This is a genomic window from Gillisella vitis, assembly GCF_021559775.1.
GTDB classification, from domain to species: domain Bacteria; phylum Pseudomonadota; class Alphaproteobacteria; order Rhizobiales; family Rhizobiaceae; genus Allorhizobium; species Allorhizobium ampelinum.
In genome coordinates this window covers 2,420,007-2,446,151 of the sequence record NZ_CP056047.1, presented here as the reverse complement: position 1 = coordinate 2,446,151, position 26,145 = coordinate 2,420,007, and the positions used below count along the sequence as shown (strand labels likewise).

General features: G+C 58.3%; 25 protein-coding genes. 20 read left to right on the top strand and 5 right to left on the bottom strand.

Features of this window, described 5'->3' with window-relative positions:
* Positions 1-26: 26 nt before the first annotated feature.
* The 14 genes from urtB (at position 27) to AVCG78_RS11495 (ending at position 12,272) form a co-directional block, all read left to right on the top strand.
* Positions 27-1,655: an urea ABC transporter permease subunit UrtB gene (gene urtB / locus AVCG78_RS11560; RefSeq protein WP_071204950.1), complete on the top strand. Its 1,629-nt coding sequence runs from the start codon at positions 27-29 to the stop codon at positions 1,653-1,655.
* Positions 1,652-2,812 carry an urea ABC transporter permease subunit UrtC gene (gene urtC, locus AVCG78_RS11555; protein WP_071204948.1) on the top strand — a complete coding sequence of 387 codons (1,161 nt, stop codon included), beginning with the start codon at positions 1,652-1,654 and terminating at the stop codon, positions 2,810-2,812. Before urtB ends, urtC begins: the two co-directional genes overlap by 4 nt.
* Before the next feature lie 3 nt (positions 2,813-2,815).
* Complete coding sequence (urtD, locus tag AVCG78_RS11550) at positions 2,816-3,571, top strand: urea ABC transporter ATP-binding protein UrtD (protein WP_015916915.1); 756 nt, start codon at positions 2,816-2,818, stop codon at positions 3,569-3,571.
* Positions 3,572-3,581: 10 nt separating this feature from the next.
* Positions 3,582-4,277, top strand: coding sequence for an urea ABC transporter ATP-binding subunit UrtE (gene urtE / locus AVCG78_RS11545; RefSeq protein ID WP_071204946.1), 696 nt, complete (start codon positions 3,582-3,584; stop codon positions 4,275-4,277).
* 201 nt (positions 4,278-4,478) lie between these two features.
* The gene (locus AVCG78_RS11540; protein ID WP_071204944.1) at positions 4,479-5,822 is read left to right on the top strand and encodes an alpha/beta hydrolase family esterase; all 1,344 of its coding nucleotides are present in this window, start codon (positions 4,479-4,481) and stop codon (positions 5,820-5,822) included.
* A 150-nt stretch (positions 5,823-5,972) separates the two neighbouring features.
* A complete protein-coding gene (locus AVCG78_RS11535; protein ID WP_174089702.1) occupies positions 5,973-6,971 on the top strand; it encodes an alpha/beta hydrolase family esterase in 999 nt (332 codons plus the stop codon).
* A 4-nt stretch (positions 6,972-6,975) separates the two neighbouring features.
* Entirely contained in the window at positions 6,976-7,812 is an 837-nt protein-coding gene (locus AVCG78_RS11530) for an urease accessory protein UreD (RefSeq protein ID WP_071584757.1), read from the top strand.
* A 23-nt stretch (positions 7,813-7,835) separates the two neighbouring features.
* Positions 7,836-8,138 (top strand): urease subunit gamma, encoded by a 303-nt coding sequence (locus AVCG78_RS11525; RefSeq protein ID WP_015916910.1) that lies wholly within the window; start codon positions 7,836-7,838, stop codon positions 8,136-8,138.
* A 4-nt stretch (positions 8,139-8,142) separates the two neighbouring features.
* A complete protein-coding gene (locus AVCG78_RS11520) occupies positions 8,143-8,397 on the top strand; it encodes a DUF1272 domain-containing protein (RefSeq protein WP_071204939.1) in 255 nt (84 codons plus the stop codon).
* 94 nt (positions 8,398-8,491) lie between these two features.
* The gene (locus AVCG78_RS11515) at positions 8,492-8,797 is read left to right on the top strand and encodes an urease subunit beta (RefSeq protein WP_015916908.1); all 306 of its coding nucleotides are present in this window, start codon (positions 8,492-8,494) and stop codon (positions 8,795-8,797) included.
* Positions 8,794-9,204, top strand: a complete 411-nt coding sequence (locus tag AVCG78_RS11510; protein WP_071204935.1) for a lysozyme inhibitor LprI family protein — start codon at positions 8,794-8,796, stop codon at positions 9,202-9,204. Before AVCG78_RS11515 ends, AVCG78_RS11510 begins: the two co-directional genes overlap by 4 nt.
* Positions 9,205-9,219: 15 nt before the next feature.
* Positions 9,220-9,864 carry a Urease operon accessory protein gene (locus tag AVCG78_RS11505; RefSeq protein WP_071204933.1) on the top strand — a complete coding sequence of 215 codons (645 nt, stop codon included), beginning with the start codon at positions 9,220-9,222 and terminating at the stop codon, positions 9,862-9,864.
* Positions 9,865-9,866: 2 nt separating this feature from the next.
* Positions 9,867-11,579 (top strand): urease subunit alpha, encoded by a 1,713-nt coding sequence (gene ureC, locus AVCG78_RS11500; RefSeq protein ID WP_071204931.1) that lies wholly within the window; start codon positions 9,867-9,869, stop codon positions 11,577-11,579.
* A gap of 150 nt (positions 11,580-11,729) precedes the next feature.
* The gene (locus tag AVCG78_RS11495; protein ID WP_071204929.1) at positions 11,730-12,272 is read left to right on the top strand and encodes a hypothetical protein; all 543 of its coding nucleotides are present in this window, start codon (positions 11,730-11,732) and stop codon (positions 12,270-12,272) included.
* Positions 12,273-12,385: 113 nt separating this feature from the next.
* On the opposite strand, the gene AVCG78_RS11490 is transcribed toward AVCG78_RS11495, so the two are convergent.
* Entirely contained in the window at positions 12,386-13,669 is a 1,284-nt protein-coding gene (locus AVCG78_RS11490; protein WP_071204927.1) for a glycosyltransferase family 4 protein, read from the bottom strand.
* A gap of 595 nt (positions 13,670-14,264) precedes the next feature.
* Between AVCG78_RS11490 and AVCG78_RS11485 the strand changes: the two genes are divergently transcribed.
* The 6 genes from AVCG78_RS11485 (at position 14,265) to aidB (ending at position 18,805) form a co-directional block, all read left to right on the top strand.
* Complete coding sequence (locus AVCG78_RS11485; protein WP_015916902.1) at positions 14,265-14,804, top strand: peroxiredoxin; 540 nt, start codon at positions 14,265-14,267, stop codon at positions 14,802-14,804.
* Between the two features lie 419 nt (positions 14,805-15,223).
* A complete protein-coding gene (locus tag AVCG78_RS11480; protein ID WP_049777229.1) occupies positions 15,224-15,961 on the top strand; it encodes a GGDEF domain-containing protein in 738 nt (245 codons plus the stop codon).
* A gap of 197 nt (positions 15,962-16,158) precedes the next feature.
* Positions 16,159-16,620, top strand: coding sequence for an urease accessory protein UreE (gene ureE, locus AVCG78_RS11475; protein WP_071204924.1), 462 nt, complete (start codon positions 16,159-16,161; stop codon positions 16,618-16,620).
* A 6-nt stretch (positions 16,621-16,626) separates the two neighbouring features.
* The gene (locus tag AVCG78_RS11470; RefSeq protein ID WP_071204923.1) at positions 16,627-17,319 is read left to right on the top strand and encodes an urease accessory protein UreF; all 693 of its coding nucleotides are present in this window, start codon (positions 16,627-16,629) and stop codon (positions 17,317-17,319) included.
* Between the two features lie 54 nt (positions 17,320-17,373).
* The gene (gene ureG / locus AVCG78_RS11465) at positions 17,374-17,985 is read left to right on the top strand and encodes an urease accessory protein UreG (RefSeq protein ID WP_070149734.1); all 612 of its coding nucleotides are present in this window, start codon (positions 17,374-17,376) and stop codon (positions 17,983-17,985) included.
* A 1-nt stretch (position 17,986) separates the two neighbouring features.
* The gene (gene aidB, locus AVCG78_RS11460) at positions 17,987-18,805 is read left to right on the top strand and encodes an AidB family quorum-quenching N-acyl homoserine lactonase (RefSeq protein WP_071204969.1); all 819 of its coding nucleotides are present in this window, start codon (positions 17,987-17,989) and stop codon (positions 18,803-18,805) included.
* A gap of 171 nt (positions 18,806-18,976) precedes the next feature.
* Here the strand turns inward: aidB and AVCG78_RS11455 are convergent, their stop codons facing one another.
* The 4 genes from AVCG78_RS11455 to AVCG78_RS11440 form a co-directional block, all read right to left on the bottom strand.
* The gene (locus AVCG78_RS11455) at positions 18,977-19,666 is read right to left on the bottom strand and encodes a Crp/Fnr family transcriptional regulator (RefSeq protein ID WP_041696996.1); all 690 of its coding nucleotides are present in this window, start codon (positions 19,664-19,666) and stop codon (positions 18,977-18,979) included.
* 368 nt (positions 19,667-20,034) lie between these two features.
* Positions 20,035-23,340 carry an efflux RND transporter permease subunit gene (locus AVCG78_RS11450; protein ID WP_156582843.1) on the bottom strand — a complete coding sequence of 1,102 codons (3,306 nt, stop codon included), beginning with the start codon at positions 23,338-23,340 and terminating at the stop codon, positions 20,035-20,037.
* A 12-nt stretch (positions 23,341-23,352) separates the two neighbouring features.
* Positions 23,353-24,708, bottom strand: coding sequence for an efflux RND transporter periplasmic adaptor subunit (locus tag AVCG78_RS11445; protein ID WP_234665059.1), 1,356 nt, complete (start codon positions 24,706-24,708; stop codon positions 23,353-23,355).
* Positions 24,709-25,136: 428 nt separating this feature from the next.
* Positions 25,137-26,129, bottom strand: a complete 993-nt coding sequence (locus AVCG78_RS11440) for an ABC transporter substrate-binding protein (protein WP_071204920.1) — start codon at positions 26,127-26,129, stop codon at positions 25,137-25,139.
* Positions 26,130-26,145: the final 16 nt, after the last annotated feature.

The following is a 26,145-nucleotide window of genomic DNA, read 5'->3' as shown; positions in this document are numbered from 1 at the left end:
CGGGAGCAATCGTAAGAGGGGCCGGTATGATACGATCCTGTTTGAACCATCTGTCGCATGTGCTGGCTGCCGGGCTGTTGCTGATGGTGGCCTTGACCCTTTCGGCACGGGCCGAGGAAGACCCCGCTAGCCTGATCAAGGCGCTGGGCACGGCCAATTTCACCGATGCCGAAAAGATCGTCGGCGATCTCGGACGCACTGGCGATCTCAAAGTGGTTCCGACCCTGGAAGCCCTAAGCGGTGGCGATCTCTATCTGCGCAAGGCCGATGGCAATGTGTTCATCGCCAAGCCCGCCGGCAGCCAGCTGACGCTGATCGATCCGCTGACCGGTGCCGAGGTCGGCAAGGAAGCCAAGGGCGGGCTGGTGAAGATCAAGATCAATAACGGGTTGCGCCGCGCCATCCGCGCCGCACAAGGCGGGCTGACCCTGCTCAGTCCTGACCGCACGGTGCGGCTTGCCGCTGCCGATGCGCTGTTGAAGGCGCCCTCAGAAGACAATCTCGAATTGCTCGACACCGCCCTTGCCAAGGAGCAGGATGGCGCGGTGAAAACGCTGCTGGCCCAGGCCCGTGCTGTCTCGGTCATCACCTCCAATCATACGCTGGAGGAAAAACGCGCCGCCATTGCACTCATTCGCGCTGTGGGCGGCCAGGATGCGATTTCCATTCTCGGTAATGCTGCTGCGACCGTCGATCCGGCCCTGAAGGGTGATATCGATGCGGCCATCGCCAAGATCCAGAGCGATGTGGCGCTGTGGAATACCGCGCAGAACATCACCTATGGCATCTCGCTCGGCTCGGTGTTGCTGCTGGCGGCCATTGGCCTTGCCATCACCTTCGGGGTCATGGGCATTATCAATATGGCGCATGGCGAAATGGTCATGCTCGGTGCCTATTCAACTTTCATTGTCCAGCAGGCGATAAGGGCGAACGCGCCTGAGCTGTTTGACTGGTCGCTGGCCATTGCCCTGCCGGTCGCCTTCGCCGTCACCGGCATCTTCGGGTTGGTGATCGAACGCTGCGTCATCCGCTTTCTCTATGGCCGTCCACTGGAAACCCTGCTGGCCACCTGGGGCATTTCGCTGATGTTGCAGCAATTGGTGCGCACGCTGTTTGGCCCCACCAATCAGGAGGTTGCCAATCCATCCTGGATGTCCGGCTCGTTTGGGCTTGGCGGCTTGACCATCACCTGGAACCGGCTGTGGATATTGGTGTTTTCGCTGTCGGTCTTCTTCGCGCTGCTGATGCTGTTGAAGCGCTCCGCCTTTGGTTTGCAGATGCGCGCCGTCACCCAAAACCGCCGGATGGCGTCTTCGATGGGCATTCGCACGCCCTGGGTGGACGCCTTCACGTTTGCGCTTGGCTCCGGCATTGCTGGCATGGCGGGCGTGGCGCTGTCCCAGATCGACAATGTTTCGCCCAATCTCGGCCAGACCTACATTATCGACAGTTTCATGGTCGTGGTGTTCGGCGGAGTCGGCAATCTCTGGGGCACACTGGTCGGGGCGTTTTCGCTCGGGATCGTCAACAAGTTCCTTGAGCCCTATGCCGGTGCAGTATTGGGCAAGATCCTGGTTCTGGTTCTCATCATCCTGTTCATCCAGAAGCGGCCCCGTGGTCTCTTCGCACTCAAGGGAAGGGCGGTGGAAGCATGATCACGGCATTTCTTCTGCGCTCGCTGGACGCCAAGATCCTCGTCGCCATCGCCATTCTCATCGCGCTCGCCATTCTGGTGCCGATCCTCAGCCTTGCCACCGCGCCCGACAGCGCGCTGCATATGCCGACCTATCTGGTGGCGCTGTTTGGCAAATACCTGACCTATGCAATGCTGGCGCTGGCGCTCGATCTGGTCTGGGGCTTTTGCGGCATTCTTTCGCTCGGCCACGGGGCGTTCTTCGCGCTCGGCGGCTATGCGATGGGCATGTATCTGATGCGCCAGATCGGCCCACGCGGCACCTATGGCGATCCTGTATTGCCCGACTTCATGGTGTTCCTGAACTGGAAGGAACTGCCCTGGTTCTGGCACGGCTTCGACATGTTCTGGTTTGCAGCGCTGATGGTGCTGGTGGCACCCGGTCTGCTGGCTTTCGTATTCGGCTGGTTTGCGTTTCGCTCGCGGGTCAACGGCGTCTATCTGTCGATCATCACCCAGGCGATGACCTATGCGCTGCTGCTGGCCTTCTTCCGCAACGATATGGGTTTTGGCGGCAATAACGGCCTCACTGATTTCAAAGACATCCTCGGTTTCAACATCCAGGCGGATGGCACCCGTGCCGCGCTGTTTTCGCTCTCGGCGCTGTTTCTGGCGGGCTCGCTGCTGCTGGTCTCGGCCATCGTTCGCTCCAAATACGGCAAGGTGCTGGTTGGCATCCGCGATGCCGAAAGCCGCACCCGCTTTCTCGGCTACCGGGTGGAAAACATGAAGCTGTTTGCCTTCGTGGTCTCGGCAATGATGGCGGGCGTGGCGGGCGCGCTCTATGTGCCGCAGGTCGGCATCATCAATCCCGGCGAATTTTCGCCGGCCAATTCCATCGAGGTGGTGATCTGGACCGCCGTCGGCGGGCGCGCCACGCTGATCGGCCCGATCATTGGCGCGGTGCTGGTCAATGGCGGCAAGACGATCTTTACCGGCCTGTTTCCCAATGCCTGGCTGTTTGCGCTGGGCGGGCTGTTCGTGGCCGTCACACTGTTCCTGCCCAAGGGCATTGTCGGCACTGTCACCCAAAGCCTTCTCCGGCGCAGGCAGGACAAGGCTGCGGCGGAAGCCGAAGCGTCCAGAACCTCTCATGGCAACCCTCAGGCGGCGGAGTAAGTCATGTCCGAAAAGACCACCAACAGCCTCCTCTATCTCAACGGGGTCAGCGTCTCCTTCGACGGATTCCGGGCCTTGAACTCCCTGTCCTTCGTGGTCGAGCCGGGCGAGCTGCGCGCCATTATCGGCCCGAATGGCGCGGGCAAGACGACGATGATGGACATCATCACCGGCAAGACACGGCCTGACAGCGGCGAGGTGTTTTTCGACGGCGGCAAGGTGGATCTCACCAAGCGCGACGAGGCCGAAATCGCCCAGCTCGGCATTGGCCGCAAATTCCAGAAGCCGACGGTGTTTGAAAGCCATACGGTCTGGGACAATCTGGAACTGGCGCTGAACAAGCCGCGCGGGGTGTTTTCAACGCTGTTTTACCGGCTGACGCCCAAGGACCGCGAGCGGATCGACACCATTCTCGAAACCGTCCGGCTCACCGCCCGCAAAAACGACCTCGCCGCCAACCTGTCCCACGGCCAGAAGCAATGGCTGGAAATCGGCATGCTGTTGGCGCAGGAGCCGAAACTGCTGCTGGTCGATGAGCCGGTGGCGGGCATGACCGATGCCGAAACCGCCGAAACCGCCATTCTGCTGCGTGAAATTTCCAAGACCCGCTCGGTCGTGGTGGTGGAACACGACATGGGTTTCATCCGCGATCTCGGCGTCAAGGTGACATGTCTGGCCGAAGGCTCGGTGCTGGCCGAAGGTTCGATCGACTTTGTTTCGAACGATCCGCGGGTGATCGAAAACTATCTGGGGCGGTGAGGGTAAGAAGATGCTGACAGTTGAAAATCTCAATCTTCACTATGGTGCCGCCCAGGCCTTGCGTGGCGTGAATATCACCGCGCCGATGGGCAAGATCACCTGCGTGCTGGGTCGCAACGGGGTGGGTAAAAGCTCGCTTTTACGCGCCGTGACCGGCCAGCATCCGGTGTCCGGCGGCACGATTGCCTTTGAAGGCACGGTGTTGAACGGCATGGCGCCATTCAACCGGGCGCGGCACGGGGTCGGCTATGTGCCGCAGGGGCGCGAGATCTTTCCGCTGCTGTCGGTCAAGGAAAATCTGGAAACCGGGTTTGCGCCGCTGAAGCGCAAGGATCGGACGATCCCGGACGATATTTTCGCGCTGTTTCCGATTTTGCAGACCATGTTGTCGCGGCGCGGCGGTGATCTGTCCGGTGGCCAGCAGCAGCAGTTGGCGATTGGCCGGGCCATGGTAACCCGCCCGAAAATTCTGGTGCTGGACGAGCCGACCGAGGGCATCCAGCCATCGATCATCAAGGATATCGGCCGGGCAATCCGCTATCTCAGGGATTCAACCGGCATGGCGATCCTGCTGGTCGAGCAATATCTCGACTTCTGTCGGGAGCTGGCCGACCATGTCTACATCATGGATCGCGGCGAAATCGTCCATGAAGGCGGTGCAGAAACGCTGGATACGCTCGAGGCTCGCCGCCACCTTACGGTATAATGTCGCATTCAGGCATGGGATGCGGTGTCCGGGTTTGGAGTGTAATCTCTTGTTTTTACTGTGAAATTACCGGGTATATTCATAGTATATTCACGCTTTGTGTTTGACGCATGTCAGCCTTGATCATTTGCGATCAGGTTTCTGTTGAAGCCTGCGCAACATGTGGTATTTTCCGGCAAGTGCTAATAACAAGGCGACCTCATGACATTCGATGAACTGACTGGCCTGCGGCGGCCGGGTTTTTTCGCGCGCACATCTGCCCAGACTTTGTTGTGCCTGTTCACACTCGGCGTTTCCATGATGGTGCCGGGTGGCCTTGCTTACGCGGCGGGCGGCTGCGGCGTGACCGTCCGGGCCGGGTTACAGGACCTGACATTCACGTCCGGTGGAATTGAGCGGACGGCGGTCGCCTACATTCCCCAAGGCTATACCGGCAAGGCCAAGGTGCCTGTGGTGTTCGATCTGCACGGGTCCAACAGCTTTCCCCGCGATCAGCTGGGTCGTAGCCAATGGTCCGACGTGGCGCGGGAAAACGGCTTCATCGTCATTGCCCCACAGGGCGGTTTGAATGGCAAGGCGGAAGGCACCCATGCCTGGAACGTGCCGGGCGTGGTCCCCGTACCCGGCGTGACTGTACCGGATGCGACAGTTTCGCCAAATGCCACAATTTCGAATGGGACTGTAACCAACGCGAGCCTGACAAGCCCGACCGCGCCAAATGCGGCTGTTTCGACTGTAACCGAAGCCAAAGGGCCGGATGATGCCGCTTATCTCAGCGACACCGTGGCGCTGGTCAAGGCCAAGTTCTGTGTCGATCCCGATCGTATCTATGCGTCCGGCTATTCGGGTGGCGGGCGGATGCTGTCGCAATATATCTGCAACGGCAATACCGATTTCTCCGCTGCCGGTTTCGTTATGAGCCTGCGGGCTGGCACGCCGCGTCAGGGCGTTGGCCCCGATCAGGGAAAATGGCTGCCCGATCCGCAGAGCTGCCGTCCGGGCCGTCCGGTGTCGATCATCGCCTTCTGGGGGCTGAAGGACAATACCAATCCTTACGCGGGCGGCGGTAGGCCCTATTGGCAATATGGCGGCGAAGCGGCACTCAATCGCTGGGCCGAGCTGGATGGCTGCCAGGGCGAACGCAAGATCGTCAAGGGGACGAAAATTTCCTCGGCGGAATTCGAGCGCTGCAAGGGCGGTGCCCGCATCCTGTCCTATACGATTGCCGACCAGACGCATGACTGGCCCGCGCAGACTATCGGCTTCTCACTGGCTGCTGCCAATTCCAAGGCAAAGGCCTTTGATGGCAAGAGCGTCGATGGCAAGAGCCAGGAAGACATGTATGCGGCCAAGCGGATGTGGGCTTTCTTCGACAGTGGCGATGGCCGTCTGATCGCCGACAATATCGCCAAAAATGCCTGTGCCGATGGCGCAAAACCGGCTGCTGGCGCAACGGCCTCTGTAAACCCTGCCTGCTCGGTGACAATGAAGGCCAAGGTCAAGCCGCAGGCGGTGGAAAGCCCGATGTCGGCGGACGCGCTGTAGTGCTCTGATCCAGACAGATGCCTTAGTTTCTGTCTGTCAGGTTCGATCTGACCCTGACGGACACTCGTCTGCGCATCCAGCATGTGCCAGATTTTTTCATTTTGCATCGTATCGGTCTTTTGCTACCGTTGCCCCGCTGCGGAGGACTATATGCAAAATATTGAAAATCAATGCGAAAAGCCCGTTCTGCGAAGAGTTGGTACTCTGTCCGTTGTGGCGATTGCGACACTCGTTTCCCTTCTGACGCTTTCGACCGGCTCCGCATCGGCAGCTGGCTGCGGTCAGCCCAGGGATGTGGGCCGTTATGATATGACACTGACCTCTGGCGGACATGAGAGGGTGTTTTCCTATTTCATTCCCTCCAGCTATAGCGGCCAGGACAAGGTGCCGGTCGTGTTCGATTTCCACGGTTCCGACAGCAATGCCAATGAGCAACTGGACCGGAGCGAATGGGAGCGGGTGGCTGAGCGCGAAGGCTTTATCGCTGTCGCGCCGCAAGGGTCGATGCCCACCAAGCGGGCGGGCTATTTCGCCTGGAACGTGCCGGGCGTCGCCAAAGGCGAGGCCGATGAGGAAGCCTATATCCGCGATGTGATCAAGGCTGTCGAAGACAATTTATGTGTTGATCCGGCGCGCTTCTACGCCACCGGCTATTCCGGCGGCGGACGGATGGTGTCGCAATATCTTTGCGATGGAAACACCGATTTTGCCGCTGCCGGTCTGGTCGTCGGCCTGCGGGCGGGAACGCCGAAGCGTGAAGGCGATGGTTTCGTGCCGGATGCTGCGACCTGCAAACCGGCCAAACCGATGTCGCTGATCGCCTTTGCCGGGCTGGACGACAAGATCAACCCGATTGCCGGGCCGGGCCTGCCCTATTGGGGCTACGGCGCCGATGCCGCACTGCATCGCTGGGCGGAGTTGGATGGGTGCAAATCTCCCACCGTGAAAACCGAGGGCCGGGTCGAGACCACCGAGTATGCTCAATGCTCGGACGGTGCGCGCATTGCCTCCTACCGTTTGGCGGGGGCGGGCCATACATGGCCGGGCAGCACCGCATCGCTGAAGATCCAGAAGGTGATCGGCAAGGTCTCCTTCGACCTGAATGCCACGGATATGATGTGGGATTTCTTCTCGAAATCGAAGCGTTGAAGGCATGACCATACAGCCCGCCATACTGATCAAGCCGCAACGCGCCAAAGGAAGCGGGCGGCTGGACACCAAGCTGTTTCAAGGCCGCAGCCGGTTGGAAACCTTCTTCCAGGAGGGCTGCGCCAAGATCCGTATCCCCGAAAGTTTCGATGGCCGGATGGAGGCGGTGCTGATCAATTCCTCCGGCGGGCTGACCGGCGGTGATCAACTCGACTGGGCGTTTACCGCCGGTGATGGCACTCATCTGACCCTGACCACCCAGGCCTGCGAGAAAATCTATAAGGCTGCCGCCGATACGGCGTCGATCAGCAGCCGCATCACGGTCGGCGAGGGGGCGGCGGTCCATTGGCTGCCGCAGGAATCCATCCTGTTTGATCAGGCTTCACTGACCCGCAGGCTGGAGGTCGATCTGCATGAGACAGCGGAATTTCTCAGTGTCGAGGCCGTTCTGCTGGGTCGCAAGGCGATGGGTGAAGCGATGCGTCACGGCCTAGTGCGCGACCGCTGGCGCATCCGCCGCTCAGGGCGGCTCATTCATGCCGAAGACCTGGCGTTAACAGGTGATATTGCCGATCTCACCGCTGAAAAAGCGGTGCTGGGCGGCAGGGTCGCTTTTGCCACATTGCTGTATACGGGACGGCAGGCGGAGGCACATATGGCGGCGCTGCAACGGTTGACGGACCGCCCGTCGGGGCTTGGTGACGTCGGCATAAGCCTGTGGAATGACAAGCTGGTTGCCCGTTTTATCAGCAGCGATGGATTTTCCCTTAGAAAATTATTGGTTCCGGTGATTTCGGCCTTGCGCGACGGCGCGTCTGTGCCGAAAGTCTGGACCTTGTAACCGGCATCATTTTCGGAGCACCCATGAATCTCAGCCCAAGAGAAAAAGACAAGCTTCTGATTTCCATGGCGGCCATGGTCGCCCGGCGCAGGCTGGAGCGCGGCGTCAAGCTGAACTATCCTGAGGCGATTGCGCTGATTTCCGATTTCGTCGTCGAGGGTGCCCGCGATGGCCGTGCCGTGTCCGAGTTAATGGAGGCGGGTGCGCATGTGATCACCCGCGATCAGGTGATGGATGGCATTGCCGAAATGATCCATGACGTGCAGGTCGAAGCGACGTTTCCCGATGGCACCAAGCTGGTGACCGTCCACGAACCGATCCGCTGACGCCATGCTGGAGATTCGCCCCAACTGTGAATGCTGCGACTGCGATCTGCGACCTGAAAGCCGCGAGGCGATGATGTGCAGCTTCGAATGCACCTATTGCGCTGCCTGTGCTGAGGGCGTGCTGGCCGGGATCTGCCCCAATTGCGGCGGCGAACTGGTGCGCAGACCCATCCGCCCGGCGGGCAAGCTCGCCAACAATCCGCCATCCACCACGCGGGTTCTGAAGGCGGAAGGCTGCAAGCCCGGCCGAGCGGCTTGATCGGTGATCCATCCGGTCGTTGCGGATGTATTATTTCATGCATGGACAATGTGGTTTTCCGGCCTGCCGGGAACCGATGACGGGAGAGACAGTGATGAAACCGGGTGAAATCATTGCCGCGAGTGGCGAGATCGAGCTGAATGCTGGTCAGCCGACCGTGACGATTGAAGTGTCCAATACCGGCGACCGTCCGGTACAGGTGGGCAGTCATTATCATTTCTTTGAGACCAATGCGGGACTGTCCTTCGACCGGGATAAGGTGCGTGGCATGCGGCTGGACATTCCGGCGGGGACTGCGGTGCGCTTTGAGCCGGGCCAGACGCGGGAAGTGACGCTGATCCCGCTGGCCGGTAAGCGCGAGGTCTATGGCTTTCGCCAGAAGGTCATGGGGCCTCTATGACGCCTGTTTCGCGGCTGATCATGCTGGCAGGGTTTGGGGTAATGTCGTCTGGCCATGGTGTTCTGGCGCAAGCGGTTGATTGCAAGGACCCGAAAACCCAGAGCGATATGACCGCCTGTGCGATCAAGGATTTCGACGCGGCGGACAAGGCCATGAATGCCCAATGGAAGATCACCCGCAAGATCTTTGTTGAGCAGGATGCAACGTTAGACGATGATCTCAAGGGGGCTGAAAAGGCCTTGCTGAAAGCCCAGCGTGCCTGGATCGATTATCGCGACGGTCAATGTGAGGCCCAGGGATTTTATGTCCGGGGTGGCACGATGGAGCCCATGGAGGTTGCCGCCTGCAAGGCGGAGATAACGAAGACGCGAACCAAGGAATTGAAATCCTTGGCTGAAACTCGATAAGCGGATCGGACAGGCATGGATCGCAAGATCATGATCATTGGCAATGGCGAGGTTCCTCAGGAGGTTGCGGACGCCATCGATGCTGCCGATATGGTCATCCGCTTCAATGGTGCGCGCAATTTCGGCATGGCCGGTCACCGCACGGATGTGATGGCGGTGTGCAATACTGGCCGTCCCGCCAAAGCCATGCTGGCCGATTGTGCCTGGCGCAACAGCCCCGCGGTCGATACCAGCGGCGCGATCTGGTCGGTGCGCGATCCCGCGAAATTCGAGGCGATGAAGCCGGATATTCTGGTCAATTTTCCCGAACTTGACGATCTGTTTGAGGATCAGACAGACAATTTTGCCGAATTTGCCCGCAGCAACGGCAAGGATCACATGGTTCTACCAGCCCTGGCCCATGAGGCTGCTGTGGCGGCATTGGACCCCTACGATCCCGGTCTCTATGTCACGCCGAGCAGCGGCCTGGTGGTGATGAGCCATGTTCTTCGCGATCCGGCTTTTGCCGGAGATCGGATTTTCGTTGCAGGCTTTTCGCACCAGGGTTGGGATGGCCATCCTTTCGCTGCGGAACGGCAAGTGATCGACGCACATATCGAGGCCGGGCGGCTGACGCGCCTTGGGCCTTCACCCTTACCTGTCCTGTCCCAAGGAGCCTGACCATGCCTTTCAAAATGTCCCGCGCCGCCTATGCCAGCATGTTCGGCCCCACGACCGGGGATAAAGTGCGGCTGGCTGATACCGAGCTGTTCATCGAGGTGGAAAAGGACTTCACCCATTACGGCGACGAAGTGAAATTCGGTGGTGGCAAAGTGATCCGCGATGGCATGGGGCAAAGCCAGGCGACGCGCGTGGACGGCGCGGTCGATACCGTTATCACCAATGCGCTGATCGTCGATCACTGGGGCATCGTCAAGGCGGATATCGGCTTGAAGGACGGGCGTATCGTTGCCATCGGCAAGGCGGGCAATCCCGATACCCAGCCAGGCGTCAATATCATTGTCGGCCCCGGCACGGAGGCGATTGCCGGGGAAGGCAAGATCGTCACGGCGGGCGGCATGGACAGCCATATCCATTTCATTTGCCCGCAGCAGATCGAGGAAGCGCTGATGAGCGGCTTGACCTGCATGTTGGGCGGCGGCACCGGCCCTGCGCATGGCACGCTCGCCACCACCTGCACGCCTGGTCCCTGGCATATTGCCCGGATGATCGAGGCGGCGGATGCTTTCCCGATGAACCTGGCTTTTGCGGGCAAGGGCAACGCCTCGCTGCCCGGCGCGCTGGAGGAAATGGTGCTGGGCGGCGCCTGCGCCCTGAAACTGCATGAGGATTGGGGTACGACCCCCGGTGCCGTCGATTGCTGCCTGTCGGTGGCCGACGACTACGATGTGCAGGTGATGATCCATACCGATACGCTGAACGAAAGCGGTTTCGTCGAGGATTCCATCGGCGCGATCAAGGGCCGTACCATCCATGCCTTCCATACCGAGGGGGCAGGCGGCGGCCATGCGCCTGACATCATCAAGATCTGCGGCCAGCCGAATGTGATCCCGTCTTCCACCAATCCGACGCGTCCCTATACGATCAATACGCTGGCTGAGCATTTGGACATGCTGATGGTCTGCCATCACTTGAGCCCGTCGATCCCGGAAGACATTGCCTTTGCGGAGAGCCGGATCCGCAAGGAAACCATTGCGGCGGAAGACATTCTGCATGATATCGGCGCGTTTTCGATCATTTCCTCGGACAGCCAGGCCATGGGCCGGGTCGGCGAAGTGGCGATCCGTACCTGGCAGACGGCCGACAAGATGAAGCGCCAGCGCGGACGGCTGCCATCGGAAACCGGCGAGAATGACAATATGCGCGTCAAGCGCTACATTGCCAAATACACCATCAACCCGGCCATTGCCCATGGTCTCTCCCACGAAATCGGCTCGATTGAAGTCGGCAAGCGCGCCGATCTGGTGATCTGGAACCCGGCCTTTTTTGGCGTCAAGCCGGATATGGTCCTGCTTGGCGGCTCGATTGCCGCCGCCCCGATGGGTGATCCCAACGCCTCAATCCCGACGCCGCAGCCGGTGCATTACCGGCATATGTTCGGCGCCTATGGCAAGGCTCGCACCAACTCCTCCGTCACCTTCGTGTCTCAGGCCTCGTTGGATGTGGGACTGGCGGCGCGGCTCGGCGTTTCCAAGCAATTGCTGGCGGTAAAAAACACCCGCGGCGGCATTTCCAAGGCGTCGATGATCCACAACAGCCTGACACCGCATATCGAGGTCGACCCTGAAACCTATGAGGTGCGCGCTGACGGTGAGTTGCTAACCTGCGAACCGGCCACTGTTTTGCCGATGGCTCAGCGGTATTTCTTGTTTTGATGGGGGTTATACGCTGAGTCATTGAAAATGACTCATCGTATTCCTTTTGCAAATATCTCAAGCCGTGCAAGCATTTGAGATATTTGCAATCTCTTTAAGGCGGGGACGCGTGAGCATGTCAGAGCCTTGGCATTATTATGACTGGTAGTTATGTCTGAATCTGACAATCAAGCCTTCTTGCAGGACAGTCTGCAAGTTCTTGTCGGTCTGCCTTTAAGCATTGCCCGCAATGCGGCAGATACGAAAGTTTTCCATTTTGGCTCCATTCGCCCCCATCATTCGACACGGGGAAGACTAGGAACGGCGGGATCTCATGCGCTCTATATCCAATGCTCCTGGCGGATTGTCACGGAGAATGGGATCGTGACAGGGTCCTCAGATCGTTTCATGGAGCCTGAGGAGGGTGCTCCTGTAAACGTCGAGGATCCTCAATTTGGTACGTTGCAATTCGTGCGGATTGCGGCCTTGCTGCAAGGTTACGACGAAGCCACTAAGTCCTTTGTAAATGCTGGGGATTATCTCATTGTCCAGTCCGTAACATGCGACAGATATTGTGGAGCAGATCTTCAATTGTCAGGTGGTTATCGCCTGCAAATTTTCCCGGATGGTTCGCAGGCAGAGGACTGGCGTTTTATGGAGAATGAAGGACGGCACATCGTTATCGAAGGCGGAAAAGTGAATGTTGTGGGCTGATAGCCCACCTCTACCTTCCCTTAAATCTATTGGCCTTGAAGAGGCGGCGACGCTTTAACGTCCACTCTCGTCGCCTTCTTTCAAAGGTAGACAGCATCGCCACTGAAACGGGTTCAGCCTGAAAACGGCTTTTGCATCAGCTCTGAGGAATTGTGGCCCGTCCGGTACTCATTCAAAGCTTCCACATAAAAATCGTCCCAGAATTCATTGGCATCCTTCGCCGAAAACATCGTCTTTGCAGTGCGATAGGCGGCTTGGCGCATTGCTTTGTAGGCATTCTGGTCGGCCATGGCGGCGACGACTTCGGTCAGGCTTTCTTCGGCCAGTCGCTCGATCTCGCGGGCATGGATCTCGGCAAATTCCGGCGTGCTGCGGTCGTCGGCAATGTGTTTCCACTCACCGATATCATTGGTGTCCAGATCCAGCAGGATGCCGTTTTGCCGGTGCTTGATGAATTCCGGCAGGGCGCCCTGTTTCGTGGCGATCACCGGCACGTAATTGGCCTCGGATTCAATGGCGCTGAAGCCGAATGTGTCGCAGAATGTGGTCAGCAGCGAGAAATGCGCATTGCGCAGGATTTTCAGCACTTCGCTATTTGGAATGTTCTGGACATGGCGAACATTCGGCAGGCTCAACAATTTGCGGTAACGATCGAAGTAGCCGGGCACCAACGGGTCAGTCCAGGACATCGGTCCGACTTCCACGGTGGAGACGATATCGACTTCCAGCGGAATGCCGTGCTCCATGGCGAGTTCGGCCATGCGCACGCCAACGCAACCGCCCTTGCGGGCAAAGTGATTTCCGACGAAGACGACGCGGATCGGCCCCTGGTTTTCGTCGTTGAACGTATCCGGTCGCTCTTCGATTTCCATATTTGGATAGCGCATGAACAGCTTCCTGTTCAGCGCCTCATAGGCAGGGTTATTTCTATGAGTCTTTTGAAAGATCCGGCGCGCATGTTCGGAAATCGCGCCGATCCCGAGACAGCGGTCGGAAATCAGACGCCGGGTCATGAAGGCATAAAGTGCTGAGGTCTCAATGCCGAAGCCGCGCGGCATGTGGGATTCAAAAGAGATCATGAAGGGCGTCGCGCTCATCGGTATCCGGTTGAACGCATGGATGAGGTCGAACCGGCGCGGCGGAAATGGCGACAGGACCGTGATGCCTTCCAGCTTCGGCGATACGTAGTTCATCGGCACGAAATTACGATTTTCGATCATGTGCCGGCTGTGGCGCGGTGAATTGAAGCGCCAGGGGTAACGGGTCGGTGCCAGCACCGACAAACGGGTATTTCTGACGGAGGGGTCCCGGTCAATGGCTCTGCCCACCGGACCATTGGTGTCTTCTACGACCGGCAATACATGCCGGGTCATAGGCTGCTTTTTCGCATTCAACATTGTTTCCGTCTCCAACCCTACCCAATACCAAAAAAGATCTTCTGTCGGCGATTGGCATTCGAAAGCCTGTTTCGATGCCGAATTTTGTGCAAATTCTTAACAAATCGTTAAGGTCGAATATTTCCGGATTAAAATACGCAACAAAGTTTTTTGCAATGCTTCAAGATCTGTTTTGTCTGTTTTTTTATGTGATAATCGCCCTCTGCATCGACCATTAAAGGTATAGATCTTAAATTAGGGCAATAATGTGCTATTATGAAGCTTTGTTAAAGTTGTGATCGATTGCATACGTTGCTGTCGAGGCAGCAGTGGCCAATGCATCGCGGTTGGTCTTCTATGCAGCGCGCGCAATAGGCCGGTTTGCCCGGTTTGAGCTTTTGCCGCGTTAAAAGCGAAACTGGCCATCATTATGCAATGCCGAATGGGTCCGCCATGCACTATGCGCATGCCAGGCATGCTGCGGCGTCCAGCACGCTGTTTTATGCTGCGCCGCACATGGTTATGCGGTAATCAGAAAGACTGATCCAGGTGGCCCGGTAACAGGCCGCTTTTCATCATTTTTACGCTTCATCATGTCTATCAAAGGAGATCAGCGATGCTTATTGGCAGAAAAGTGCCCAGCGTCACGTTTCGTACCCGCGTTCGCGATGAAGAGGTCGGTGGCCCAAACCCCTTCCGTTGGCAAGATATGACCTCGGATGATTACTTCAAGGGCAAGAAAGTCGTGCTCTTTTCGCTTCCGGGTGCTTTCACTCCCACCTGCTCGACCTTCCAACTGCCGGATTTCGAAAAGCTTTATAGCGAGTTCCAGTCTGCCGGCATTGACGACATCTACTGCATTTCGGTCAATGATGCTTTCGTGATGAATGCCTGGGGCAAGCAGCAGGGCCTGGCCAATGTCAAGCTTATTCCCGATGGCTCCGGCGAGTTCACCCGCAAGATGGGCATGCTGGTGTCCAAGGACAATCTCGGCTTCGGCATGCGCTCCTGGCGCTATGCGGCTATCATCAACGATGGCGTGGTGGAGCAGTGGTTCGAAGAAGAAGGCTATTCCGACAATTGCGATAGCGACCCTTATGGTGTGTCTTCGCCACAGAATATCCTGGAAAAGCTGAAGGAAAAGCAGGCGGCCTAAGACGACGACTGATTTTCGACAAACCTTCGTAGGCGCGATTAAACACGTCTGCGAGATCAGAAAAACCCGGCTGCGTGCCGGGTTTTTTCGTTTCGGTGATGCGCGGGCCGCTGGTATTTCCGCTACAGCGCCGTCCACCCAACATGGTGCACTAAAGTTCGCTGTATCGCTTTATGCACTCGCGCCCCTGCCTTTGCCCGGATGATCTGTTTTGGCTGTTCGTGTATTGAAATGATGCGATGGCCCATACAATCAATCGTTAAAATTCTAGGTATTGATTTAGGAAACGACACACAAAACAGGCCTATCCCAGAGAAAAGCAGAGAAGGGGGCGGCAATTGATTCGAATATTGAACTGGCTTTCGCTGCGCCGAGGATTTGAAGATCTCTCGCAAAGGGGAAACATTTTCAGCTTTGTCATGCATCTGATGTTTTCGTCCGTTTCCCTGGCACTTGGCTTTCAGATCGTTGCCCTGCCGTTCTGTTGGGTGCTGGGTCTGGTGCCGATGCCGATCATCGATGCGGTCAAGCTCAGCGTGGCGATGAGCTGGTTGTTGGGCAGTTTCGTGGCCACATTCACCGGCGTCTTTGTGGCGCGTGAAATCCGTAGTCTCGCCATCGCCAAGGCAAAATACGAGCATCTGAGCAGGATTGACGGTCTGTCCGGCCTGCTGAACCGGCGTGCCTTTTCGGAAGCGCTGGACCAGACGGAGGGGAACGCTTCGCTGGCCATCGCCGATCTCGATTGGTTCAAGTCGATCAACGATGCTTACGGCCACAGCGCCGGCGATTTCGTCATTCGTGCCGTGGCAGACATTCTGTGCCATTTCGCCAATGATCCGCATGTCACGGCCAGGCTTGGCGGCGAGGAATTCGGTTTGATCATCCAAGGCGACACGATCCAGCAGCGGTTTGAGCGGATCGACATGATCCGCCGCAGTATTTCCGACCTTCGGCTGCATTTCGACGGTCGATTGATTTCGACATCCATCTCGATCGGCGTTGCGGAAATTTCGCCGGAAAGGCGGCCGGAAGTGGTCTATGCGGCGGCCGACCGCGCGCTTTACCGTGCCAAGGCCAATGGCCGCAACTGTATCGTGCATGAAATGACCCATGGCCCGCAGCCGTTGAAGCAGGCTATCCAGGCCGTATCCTAAACTGCCCGATCATTGCTTTGATATTTGCGATAACAACGGCACAGGCCTATTTGCCTGTTGCGCCCGGCCTTTGTTTTGCGCAAACTCGGCGCCTGCCAAGGCTGTCGCTTTATCCAAGGCTGTCGGCCAAATCCGGTTTAGTGAATTGATATAAGCGTTGCGGAGCCATTGGCGATCCGCAGGGTCATGGAGTGCCGATGCTGCGTGTGATCTCTTATCTTCCGGCCTCAGATGCCCTTGATCCGGCGGTGTCGACGGTTGTTCTGCCCCATGACATGCGTCATTTGCGTCGTAAGCTGCTGCATCTGTCCGATGGCGAGATGGTGATGCTGGACCTGAAGGAAGCGGTGCTGTTTGCCGATGGCGACCGTCTGGTGCTTGATAACGGTGACCAGATCGCGGTGAAGGCCGCCGATGAACGGCTCTACGCGATTGAGCCGCGCGACGGGCAGCATTTGCTGGAACTGGCTTGGCACCTCGGCAACCGTCATCTCCCTGCCCAGATCGAGCTGGACCGCATCCTGATCGGCCGTGATCCGGTGATCCGCGCCATGCTGGAGGGCTTGGGCGCGACGGTCAGTGAGGTGGTGGAGCCGTTTCAGCCGGTGCGTGGCGCTTATCACAGCCATGGGTCACATGCCCATCACGCCCATTCCTGATCGACCATGACCATTGCTCTCGATACGCTCGGCCTGATCCGGCTGATGACTTGGCTCTCGCCGGCCTTTCCTGTGGGCGGTTTTGCCTATTCGGGCGGGCTGGAAAAGGCGGTCGAGGATGGGTTGATCGATGGTGACGGCAACGTCATCGGGCGGCAAGAGGCGTTGCTGGCCTGGCTGACATCGCTGTTAGACCATGGCGCAATTTGGAACGATGCGGTGCTTCTGGCTGAGGCCTGGCGGGTCTGGAATATGCCGCAGGTTTTGTCCGAGGTTTCGGATCTGGCGTTGGCGCTGGCCGGCTCTCGGGAGCGCTATCAGGAAACCACGGCGCTCGGCGCGGCGTTTCGCGATGCGGCCCGCGCCTGGGCGGACCCGTTTTCGGTCCTATTGTCCGGTCCGGTTGCCTATCCGGTGGTGGTTGGGGCGGTGGGCGCCTGCCAGGGGATAGGTTGCGAGGCAGTGCTTGCCGCCTATTTGCATGCGGCCCTGTCGCAGCAGGTCTCGGCGGGTATTCGCCTCAGCCTGATCGGCCAGACCGGTGGCCTCGCCGTTCTGTCGCGGCTTGAGGCGCCTGTGGCAAGCCTGGCTGCCCGGGCCGTCCAGTCGGGGTTGGACGATCTTGGCAGCGCGACGATTGCCGCAGACATCGTTTCGGCGCGCCATGAAGGTCAAGCTGTGCGACTGTTCCGGTCGTGATATCGCCAGCTTTAGAAGCTTGGATAAGAACAAGAGAATAACAAGGGGAAAAGCATGAAATCGGCAAATGGTCCGTTACGGGTCGGAATTGGTGGCCCGGTCGGCTCAGGCAAGACGGCATTGACGGAAAAGCTGTGCAAGGCGATGCGCGACCGCTATTCGGTGGCCGTCGTCACCAATGATATCTACACCCGTGAGGATGCCGACGCTTTGATCCGCATGCAAGCGCTGTCTTCTGACCGGGTGGTGGGCGTTGAGACCGGCGGCTGTCCGCATACGGCGATCCGGGAGGATGCGTCGATCAATCTCCAGGCGATTGCCGGACTGAATGAGCGCATTCCCGATCTCGACGTGATTTTCATCGAATCCGGTGGCGACAACCTGGCCGCGACCTTTTCGCCCGATCTTGCCGATGTGACGATCTATGTAATCTCGGTTTGTCAGGGCGAGGAAATTCCCCGCAAGGGCGGACCGGGCATTACCCGCTCGGATCTACTGGTCATCAACAAGAAAGACCTGGCGCCCTATGTCGAGGTCGATCTTGATGTGATGGATCGCGATGCGGCGCGTATGCGCGAGGCTCGTCCGCATGTGTTTTCCGACCTGAAGCGTGGCGAGGGCGTGGCCGACATCGTTCGCTTCCTTGAAAGCCATGGGGGCCTTTGACATGACGGATATACGTCGTTTCGGGTGCTATGATGTGACGATCATGGTCGATGGTATTTTTAGAGCGCCGATTGAACATTTGGATCACGCCAGCAGTGACGTGGTGCGAAATGCGGCGGTCGCGGCGTGGCCGGCACCCACCATTGATATGGACGTCAATTTCTTCGTGCTGTCGGGCGCTGACGGCATTACCCTGGTCGATGCGGGAACAGGCCCTTATTGGGGTCCTGAACTGGGGCTTGGAAGGGCTGCGCTGGAGAGGGCTGGAATAAGCCGCGCTGATGTGCGCCGGGTTCTCCTCACCCATTTGCATGGCGACCATGCGCTGGGCCTTTTTGACGACGCCGGACAATATTTTGCCGACGCGGAAATCGTCGTCCCGGAAGCGGATCTGGGCTTTTTTACGAAAACAGAACTGAAGGAGACCATCCCCATCTATCGGCGCGGTGGATTCGACATTGCTGCCCGCCTGCTGGAAATCTACGGCGATCGGGTGCGACCCGTCCTGGAAGGGCCGGTACTTCCTGGAATAGAGATGGTTTCCATGCCCGGCCACACGCCTGGTCACTCCGGCTATCTGATTGGCGAGGGGGCGGAAAAGCTCGTGCTTTGGGGCGATCTTGTGCATGCGCCCAAACTTCAACTTGATGATCCCGATTTCTGCTTCATCTACGACGCGGATGCCAGACAGGGCGCCAACAGCCGCCGGACCATCTTCACCCATGCAAGCGAAAAAGGCTGGACTGCCTCAGGCGGCCATGTTTCCGGTTTCATGCGGGTGGAAAAGGCAGATACAGGCTGGGATTTCGTCGCGGCCTGATCTTTGAGGAAGGCGGGAAAAGCGAAAGCGACAAAAGCGGATATATGCCCCGTTTTCCACTTGTCCCTTTCACCATTTTCGATCTTCAAAACCTGACATTATATCGGAAAGGCGACAGGAACAGATCATTTGGAAAATCTCTCGCGACATCTTTCAGCGATACTATGCCTGTCAAATCTGTCGGAGTGTGTTGACATCGTTGATCTGAACCATCCGGCCGCGCACAGTGACGCCGCTGTGTCGCAGGGTGGAAAAAGCGCGTGACAGGGCTTCGGGCGCAAGGCCCAGCTTGCCGGCCAGCAGGCTTTTCTGGAAGGGCAGGCGGATCGATACGGCACCGCCGCTATTGGGGCAATTGTCGATCAGATATTGTGCCACGCGTTGCGGAGCGGTTTGCAGTCGGTCATTGGCGATGCAATCCATGGTGCTCCGCAGATAATTGGACAGGCAGCGGATCACTGAACGGGCGATGTCGTTTTCCTGCTCTGCAAGCTGGCGTACTTTGGCGAGATCAAATCGCGCCACGGTCACATGCTCCGCCGCCTGGGCGTTATAGTGATAGGTATCGCCCATGGCCAACAGGCTTTCGGCAAAGGTATCACCACCGCCGCTGATGCGGATGTCGGCTTCGCGTCCGTCCTTGTTCAGGCGATAGAGGCGGACATAGCCGGTCAGCACGCAATAGAAATAATCGGCAGGGTCGCCCTCGCGAAACAGAATATCGCGCGCCTCGAAGCTCAACACTGTCGCCAGTTCCAGCATCCGGTTTAAAGAGCCCGGGCCGAGCGTGGCCATCAGGGGTGATTTTACCAGAATATTGCGATCGCGACTGTTCAAATTCAAAACCTTGTTCACGGCCAGACCGTCCTTTTCCTTCAGCCCTTGCGCAGCAGCGCCCGCCTGATAGCGGTATGGTTCATAAGGGGAATGGGTGGTCGCAACGGCTCGGTCTTGCGTGGGACGTCATAACTGTTCCCACTGGTGCAAGACGGCGCCCTCTTTCCCACCATCGGCCCCCGCCACTGGTCGATGGGGGTAATCTAATGGGAAAATCGGGCCAATGGTTTGATTTCGATCAATAGCCAATTACAATCACAGGTTTGCGTGATTGCAGCTCCGTTCAACGGATTAAGCAGGGGCTTCGGATGGAAAACTGAACCCTGCACAAGGCGATACGCCATGGCTACCATATCGCCTTGTGGGATCTGTCATTTTCAATGGTTTTCGTATCAATCTCGTCCGAACGGTCCCGCTGAGAGGCGTCTTGGCGGATGGGCAGCACCGGCTTCCAGGCCATCCATGCGGGCTTCGAGCGTGGAGATCTGGGCCGCGGTCTGGTCGTGTAAATTGGTGAGTGTGGCGGTGTCGAGCGGCTCTCGTTCCTGTTCCCTGGTGCCGACCAGCCGACCGAAGATGACACCCAGCAGGCGTGACAGATCGTCCATCACAAGGAAGAAGGAGGGGACGACGACAAGGCTCATCACTGTCGAGACGATGATGCCGCCGATCACGGCGATGGCCATGGGGGAGCGGAACGAGCCGCCTTCGCCGACGCCCAGCGCCGAGGGCAGCATGCCCGCCGACATGGCAATCGAGGTCATGATGATCGGTCTGGCGCGCTTGCGGCCCGCCTCGACCATGGCTTCGACACGTTCCATGCCGTGGCGGCGCATTTCGATGGCAAAATCGATCAGCAGGATGGCGTTTTTGGTGACGATCCCCATCAGCATCAGGATGCCGATCAGCACGGGCATGGACAGTGCATTATGGGTGATGATCAACGCCACGGCCACGCCGCCGACGGCCAGCGGCAGCGACAGAAGGATGGTAAAGGGCTGGATGATGTCCTTGAACAGCAGGATCAGCACGATCAGCACCAGCAGCAGGCCCAGGATCATCGCGTTGACGAAGCTCGCCAGCATTTCCTTCTGGACCTTGGTGTCGCCGGTTTCCTTCAGATAGACGCTGGCGGGAATCTTGGCGGAGGCAACCGCCTGCTTGAACGCCGCCGTCGCCGTATCGAGCGCCACGCCCTGCGGCAGGTCGGCGCCGATTGAGACCACACGGTCGCGGTGATTGCGTTTGATCGAGCTGATGCCTTGGGTGTAATCGATATCGACCACGGTGGAGAGCGGCACCATGGAACCGGACGCAGACTTGATTTTCAGCGCCCTGATAGCACCAAGGTCGCGACGCTGGCCAAGCGCCGCTTGAACCCGGATCGGGATCAACCGGCCATCCAGTGAGATTTTCGGCAATTGCGCGTCGATATCGCCGATGGTTGCGACGCGAAGGGTTTCGGAAACCTGCTGGGCGGTAATGCCCAATCTGGCCATTTCATCGGTTTTCGGACGGATCTGCAATTCCGGGCGCGGCAGTGAGCCATCGGCGCTGACATTGGCCAGCACCGGTACGGTGCGCAATTTCGCCTCCAGAATGCTGACTGCTTCTGTCAGATCCTCTTCGTTCTTGGAGAGGAAGTAGAATGCCATGTCGCGGGCACCGCGATCGTTCATTTTCTGGACGCGCATATCGGGAATGTCATGCAGCTTGGCAAAGACCTGTTTTTCAATCTGCCATTGCGGGATCGTGCGGCCGTCGACGGTCATTTTCGGCAGGTAAGGGCCGATCAGCGGCAGGCCGCCGATCAGTTTGTTGACCACGGTTTTGACCAGCGAATGCTCGATGCGGAAGAGTTGCAGGGTTACGGACGCCCGCCGCAGTTCCAGATCGCCACTGGGCGAGGTGCCGCCCTGGACAAAGACCGATTGCACGCCGGCAAGCGGCTTCAGGGTCTCGGTGATCTGCCTGGCCCGGCTTTCGGTTTCATCAAGCGTGGCATTGGGCGGCAGTTCTATTGAAAGCGTGATGCGCCCGGCATCTTCTGGCGGCAGGAAGCTGGTCGGAACCTGCATCAGCAGGCCGACAGATACCACCAGAAACACCAGCGCTGCCGCCAGTGTCAGATAGCGGCGATACCATGTGCTGGTGGTCGTCAGGACAAGCCGCGTATAGAGCCGCATGAAGCGGCCTTCCTGCCCTTCGTCCTCGTCATGGCCGTCTTCCGGCCGCATCAGGTAGGCGGCCATCATCGGGGTGATCAGCCGTGCGACCAGCAGCGAAAACAGCACGGAAAAGGCGACCGTCAGGCCGAACTGGATGAAATACTGACCGGGAATGCCGCCCATGAAGGACACGGGCACGAAGACGGCCACAATGGTGAAGGTGGTGGCGATGACGGCAAGGCCGATTTCGTCGGCAGCCTCGATAGCGGCCCGATAGGGCGTCTTGCCCATCTTGATATGGCGGGCGATATTTTCGATTTCGACGATGGCGTCGTCCACCAGAATGCCGGTCGCCAGTGTCAGGGCGAGGAAGCTGACGAGATTGAGCGAAAAGCCCATCATCTCGAGGATCCAGAAGGTCGGTATGGCGGAAAGCGGCAGGGCAATGGCCGAAATAAGCGTTGCCCGCCAGTTTTTCAGGAACAGGAACACCACGATGACCGCCAGGATTGCCCCTTCCAGCAGGGTATCGATAGCGGCGGTGTAATTGCCATAGGTGAAATAGACGAAATCGCTGATCAGGTTGATGCCGACATCAGGATTTTTGGCCCGCACCTCATCGAGGCTTTTGGCCACCAGTTCGGCGACGGCCACGTCGGAGGCCCCCTTGGAGCGGAACACCGAGAAGGACACCACCGGCTGGTTGTCGAACAGGGCGAAACTTTTCGGCTCCGTATAGCTGTCGATGATCCGGCCAAGATCGGCAAGCTTGACGAAGCGGTCCGAGGAAATGGCAATAGTGGTGGTGGCGAGCGCCTGGACATTACGGGTATCGCCCAGCACGCGGATCGCCTGTTCGGCGCCAGCCACCTGGCCCCGTCCCGAGCCGATATCGACATTGGTGCCGCGCAATTGCTTGTTGACGTCGGCGGCGGTAATACCCAGCGCGTTCAGCCGATCCGGGTCCAGTTCGATCCTGATCTCGCGGTCGGCACCGCCGATCCTGTCGATGCGGCCAATGCCTTTCTGGCCCTGCAGCGCGCGTTTGATTGTGTCATCGACGAACCAGGACAATTCTTCGAGCGTCATGCTCGGGGCGGAGACGGCAAAGGTCTGGATTGCCTGACCTTCGACATCGACCTTGTTGACGATTGGCTCATCGACGCCAGCGGGCAGATCGTTGCGGATCCGATCCACCGCATCCTTGACATCCTGAACGGCCTGCTGGGTGGGAATTTCGATGCGGAACACCACCGAGGTGACCGACACGCCGTCATTGACCTTGGAGGAAATCTCGTCGACGCCGTTGATCGAGGCGACCGCATCCTCGATTTCCTTGGTCACCTGCATTTCCAGTTCCGACGGCGACGCCCCGCTCTGGGTGACGCTGATCGACACGACGGCCACATCGATATTCGGAAAGCGGGTAATGGGCAGGCTGTTGAAGGACTGGATGCCCAGCACCATCAGCAGGAAGAAGCCCAGCAGTGGTGCTATCGGATTGCGGATTGACCAGGCGGAGAAATTCATCGTCTTGCCTCGTCAGTTGGATATTGCGCCGGTCTGGCTCACGGTTTCAAGCACCGGCCTGACCTTGTCGCCATCGCGCACGAAAGCGCCTGCTTTCAGCACCACCAGATCGCCCGGCTTGACGCCTGATGTCACCAGGATAAAGCCGTTTTCGATAATGCCGGTCTCGATTTTCACTTGGCGGACCACGCCATTCTCCACGATGCGGGTAAAGCTCCCGGCCTTGCCGCTGTCGATTGCGGACAAGGGCAGGGCAATGCCTGAGGCGGATGTAATGGTAATCAAGGCGCTGGCATACATGCCTTGGCGGGCCGCATCGCTATCATCAAGCAAAATATGGACCTCGCCCAGCCTGGTCGTTGGGCTGATGGCGGGTGAGATCAGCCGCACATGGCCGCTGATCGGCGTTGCCTGTCCAGCAATGGCGATTTCGGCCGGTTGGCCTATTCGCATTTTTTGCATATCGCTTTCGGATACTTCGGCCACCAGCTCGATCTTGCTGTCGCGGATAATGGTGAACAGCGGCTGGCCGGTGCCGGCAGCAATGGCGCCGATGCGGGCATTGCGGGCGGTGATCAACCCGCCGAACGGCGCTTTGATATCGGTGCGGGCCAGTTTCAGGTTGAGATCGGCGACCTGGCTGATCACCACTTTCAATTCGGCCTCGGCAATGGCGATGGACTGGCGGGCGCTGTCCACCTTGTTGCGGGCATTGATGGCGGAGGTCTCATATTGCTGGACCTGGGCGGTGGAAATCGTGCCGCCGGAGACCAGCGACTGGCCGCGCGCCAATTGGCGTTCCGCTTCTGCTGCACTGGCCTGCGCATCGATCAACTGGATCTTGTACTGGGCAAGAGAGGCCTCGGCCTTGGCCTGGTTGGCGGCATACTGCGCCTTTTGCAGGATCAGGCTGTCGCCATCCAGCGTTGCCAGAACTTGACCCGCCTTCACCTTGTCGCCGACATCGGCCAGAAGATTGCGAATGGCTATTCCATCCACTTCAGGCTGGACGTAAATTTCCTCGACGGCCTTGACGCTTCCGGTGCCGATCACCTTGTCGGTCAGGCTCTGGGTGCTGGCTTTGGCAACGACGATGGCCGGGAGCTGGGCATCGGTGCTGGCTGCGGGCTCAGGAGATTGCGCGTTCGCAGACGGTATAAAACAGCCCTGGCTGACCGACAGAAACAGCGTCAGAACGAGGATGATTGGCCTGACGCGCAAAGTTCCAACCCGACTGTCCGTCACCCCTGGTATCCTCCCAATGCCTGATTTATCACGCCGGATCGCGGCCTTGCGGACGAAGGCGGAGCGGGCGCGAGCCTTTTTCCCGGGGCGCGCTGTGACCAGGGACGATACGATTTCAAACATGTCTATTCAAATCCCTGGGGATCTATGGAAAACCCATAATACGCTAATATTGTCGAAATGGTTTTAAATACAATGTCAGGTTTGCCGATCAACGGAAAACCCGGGTTTTTAATAGGCTTACGTTACGACAGGGGCGGTTGCAGCGCAATCCCGCCGCAGACAGAGCCGGTGCAGCGAAGAGGTTGCATTGCAATAATAGTTAAAGGAAAGCGCGCGGCTTAGACCTGATCGCGGATCGGCTTGTGTGGTAAACCCGGTTTTGCCCGCACGCGGTAGTCGGGCCTGTGCCAATATGAAAATCCCATGAAATAAAAGGGTTAGGGCAAGCTCAGCGGGGCCGATCAGTCAGCCTCTGGGAACCCCGCCGCCAGGGAACGGGATGAGAACCCTGGCGGCGAATACACGATAAAATTGAAAGTTGGATCTGCCTATTTCAGCGCGGCATCGGTAATTTCATGGGTGTAGGCGCCCACAGGTTCTTTGCTAATCACCGGATCAGAACCGCCGCCCAGCAGGGTGGCCACGGTGCGTTTGTAATCGGCCTCGTCCAGCGCGCCCTTGGAGCCTTCGGTCAGCTTGGCAATTTCGCCCATCATCCGCTTCTGGTGTTTTTCGGTTTGGGCACCGGAGGCGTCGTTGTCGAGCACAATGCCTGCTGCGGCATCCGGGTTCTTTTCAGCCCATTTCCAGCCCTTCATTGAGGCGCGGACGAACTTGACCATCTTTTCCTTAAATGCCGGGTCTTTCAGCTTTGGCTCCAGCACGTAGAGGCCGTCTTCCAGCGTGGCAACGCCTTCCTTTTCATAGGGGAAGGTGATCAACTGATCCGGCTTGATGCCAGCATCGATGACCTGCCAATATTCATTATAGGTCATGGTGGAAATGCAGGCGGCCTGCTTTTGCAACAGCGGATCCACGTTGAAGCCCTGTTTCAGCACTTTTACGCCATCCGCGCTGCCATCGGTTTTGATGCCCAGATGCGCCATCCACGACAGGAACGGGTATTCATTGCCGAAGAACCACACGCCCAGCGTCTTGCCCTTGAAATCGGCAGGCGTCTTGACGCCGCTTTCCTTCAGACAGGTCAGCATCATGCCCGAATGCTTGAACGGCTGGGCGATATTGACCAGCGGCACGCCTTTTTCGCGGGTGGCCAAGGCGGATGGTAACCAATCGACAATCACATCGGCACCGCCACCAGCCAGCACTTGCGCGGGCGCAATGTCCGGGCCGCCGGGCTTGATATCGACATCAAGGCCTTCTTCTTTGTAATAGCCCTTGTCTTTGGCGACGTAATAGCCAGCGAACTGTGCCTGCGTGACCCATTTCAATTGCAGGGTCAGCTTATCGGCAGCATGGGCCTGAATAGCCAGCATGGAAATGCCAGCAGCCATGAGGAGTGTGGTGATTTTGCTTTTCATGATCGTTCCCTCTCTT

Excerpts from the sequence above, each read along its gene's own strand:
- urtC (WP_071204948.1), top strand. The coding sequence starts at position 1,652 with ATGATCACGGCATTTCTTCTGCGCTCGCTGGACGCCAAGATCCTCGTC.
- AVCG78_RS11540 (WP_071204944.1), top strand. The coding sequence starts at position 4,479 with ATGACATTCGATGAACTGACTGGCCTGCGGCGGCCGGGTTTTTTCGCG.
- AVCG78_RS11470 (WP_071204923.1), top strand. The coding sequence starts at position 16,627 with ATGACCATTGCTCTCGATACGCTCGGCCTGATCCGGCTGATGACTTGG.
- AVCG78_RS11480 (WP_049777229.1), top strand. The coding sequence starts at position 15,224 with ATGCATCTGATGTTTTCGTCCGTTTCCCTGGCACTTGGCTTTCAGATC.
- AVCG78_RS11495 (WP_071204929.1), top strand. The coding sequence starts at position 11,730 with ATGTCTGAATCTGACAATCAAGCCTTCTTGCAGGACAGTCTGCAAGTT.
- urtB (WP_071204950.1), top strand. The coding sequence starts at position 27 with ATGATACGATCCTGTTTGAACCATCTGTCGCATGTGCTGGCTGCCGGG.
- AVCG78_RS11485 (WP_015916902.1), top strand. The coding sequence starts at position 14,265 with ATGCTTATTGGCAGAAAAGTGCCCAGCGTCACGTTTCGTACCCGCGTT.
- AVCG78_RS11450 (WP_156582843.1), bottom strand. The coding sequence starts at position 23,340 with ATGAATTTCTCCGCCTGGTCAATCCGCAATCCGATAGCACCACTGCTG.
- AVCG78_RS11510 (WP_071204935.1), top strand. The coding sequence starts at position 8,794 with ATGACGCCTGTTTCGCGGCTGATCATGCTGGCAGGGTTTGGGGTAATG.
- AVCG78_RS11445 (WP_234665059.1), bottom strand. The coding sequence starts at position 24,708 with ATGTTTGAAATCGTATCGTCCCTGGTCACAGCGCGCCCCGGGAAAAAG.
- AVCG78_RS11505 (WP_071204933.1), top strand. The coding sequence starts at position 9,220 with ATGGATCGCAAGATCATGATCATTGGCAATGGCGAGGTTCCTCAGGAG.
- AVCG78_RS11515 (WP_015916908.1), top strand. The coding sequence starts at position 8,492 with ATGAAACCGGGTGAAATCATTGCCGCGAGTGGCGAGATCGAGCTGAAT.
- urtD (WP_015916915.1), top strand. The coding sequence starts at position 2,816 with ATGTCCGAAAAGACCACCAACAGCCTCCTCTATCTCAACGGGGTCAGC.
- ureC (WP_071204931.1), top strand. The coding sequence starts at position 9,867 with ATGCCTTTCAAAATGTCCCGCGCCGCCTATGCCAGCATGTTCGGCCCC.
- AVCG78_RS11520 (WP_071204939.1), top strand. The coding sequence starts at position 8,143 with ATGCTGGAGATTCGCCCCAACTGTGAATGCTGCGACTGCGATCTGCGA.
- AVCG78_RS11440 (WP_071204920.1), bottom strand. The coding sequence starts at position 26,129 with ATGAAAAGCAAAATCACCACACTCCTCATGGCTGCTGGCATTTCCATG.
- aidB (WP_071204969.1), top strand. The coding sequence starts at position 17,987 with ATGACGGATATACGTCGTTTCGGGTGCTATGATGTGACGATCATGGTC.
- ureE (WP_071204924.1), top strand. The coding sequence starts at position 16,159 with ATGCTGCGTGTGATCTCTTATCTTCCGGCCTCAGATGCCCTTGATCCG.
- AVCG78_RS11525 (WP_015916910.1), top strand. The coding sequence starts at position 7,836 with ATGAATCTCAGCCCAAGAGAAAAAGACAAGCTTCTGATTTCCATGGCG.
- AVCG78_RS11535 (WP_174089702.1), top strand. The coding sequence starts at position 5,973 with ATGCAAAATATTGAAAATCAATGCGAAAAGCCCGTTCTGCGAAGAGTT.
- urtE (WP_071204946.1), top strand. The coding sequence starts at position 3,582 with ATGCTGACAGTTGAAAATCTCAATCTTCACTATGGTGCCGCCCAGGCC.
- AVCG78_RS11530 (WP_071584757.1), top strand. The coding sequence starts at position 6,976 with ATGACCATACAGCCCGCCATACTGATCAAGCCGCAACGCGCCAAAGGA.
- AVCG78_RS11490 (WP_071204927.1), bottom strand. The coding sequence starts at position 13,669 with ATGTTGAATGCGAAAAAGCAGCCTATGACCCGGCATGTATTGCCGGTC.
- ureG (WP_070149734.1), top strand. The coding sequence starts at position 17,374 with ATGAAATCGGCAAATGGTCCGTTACGGGTCGGAATTGGTGGCCCGGTC.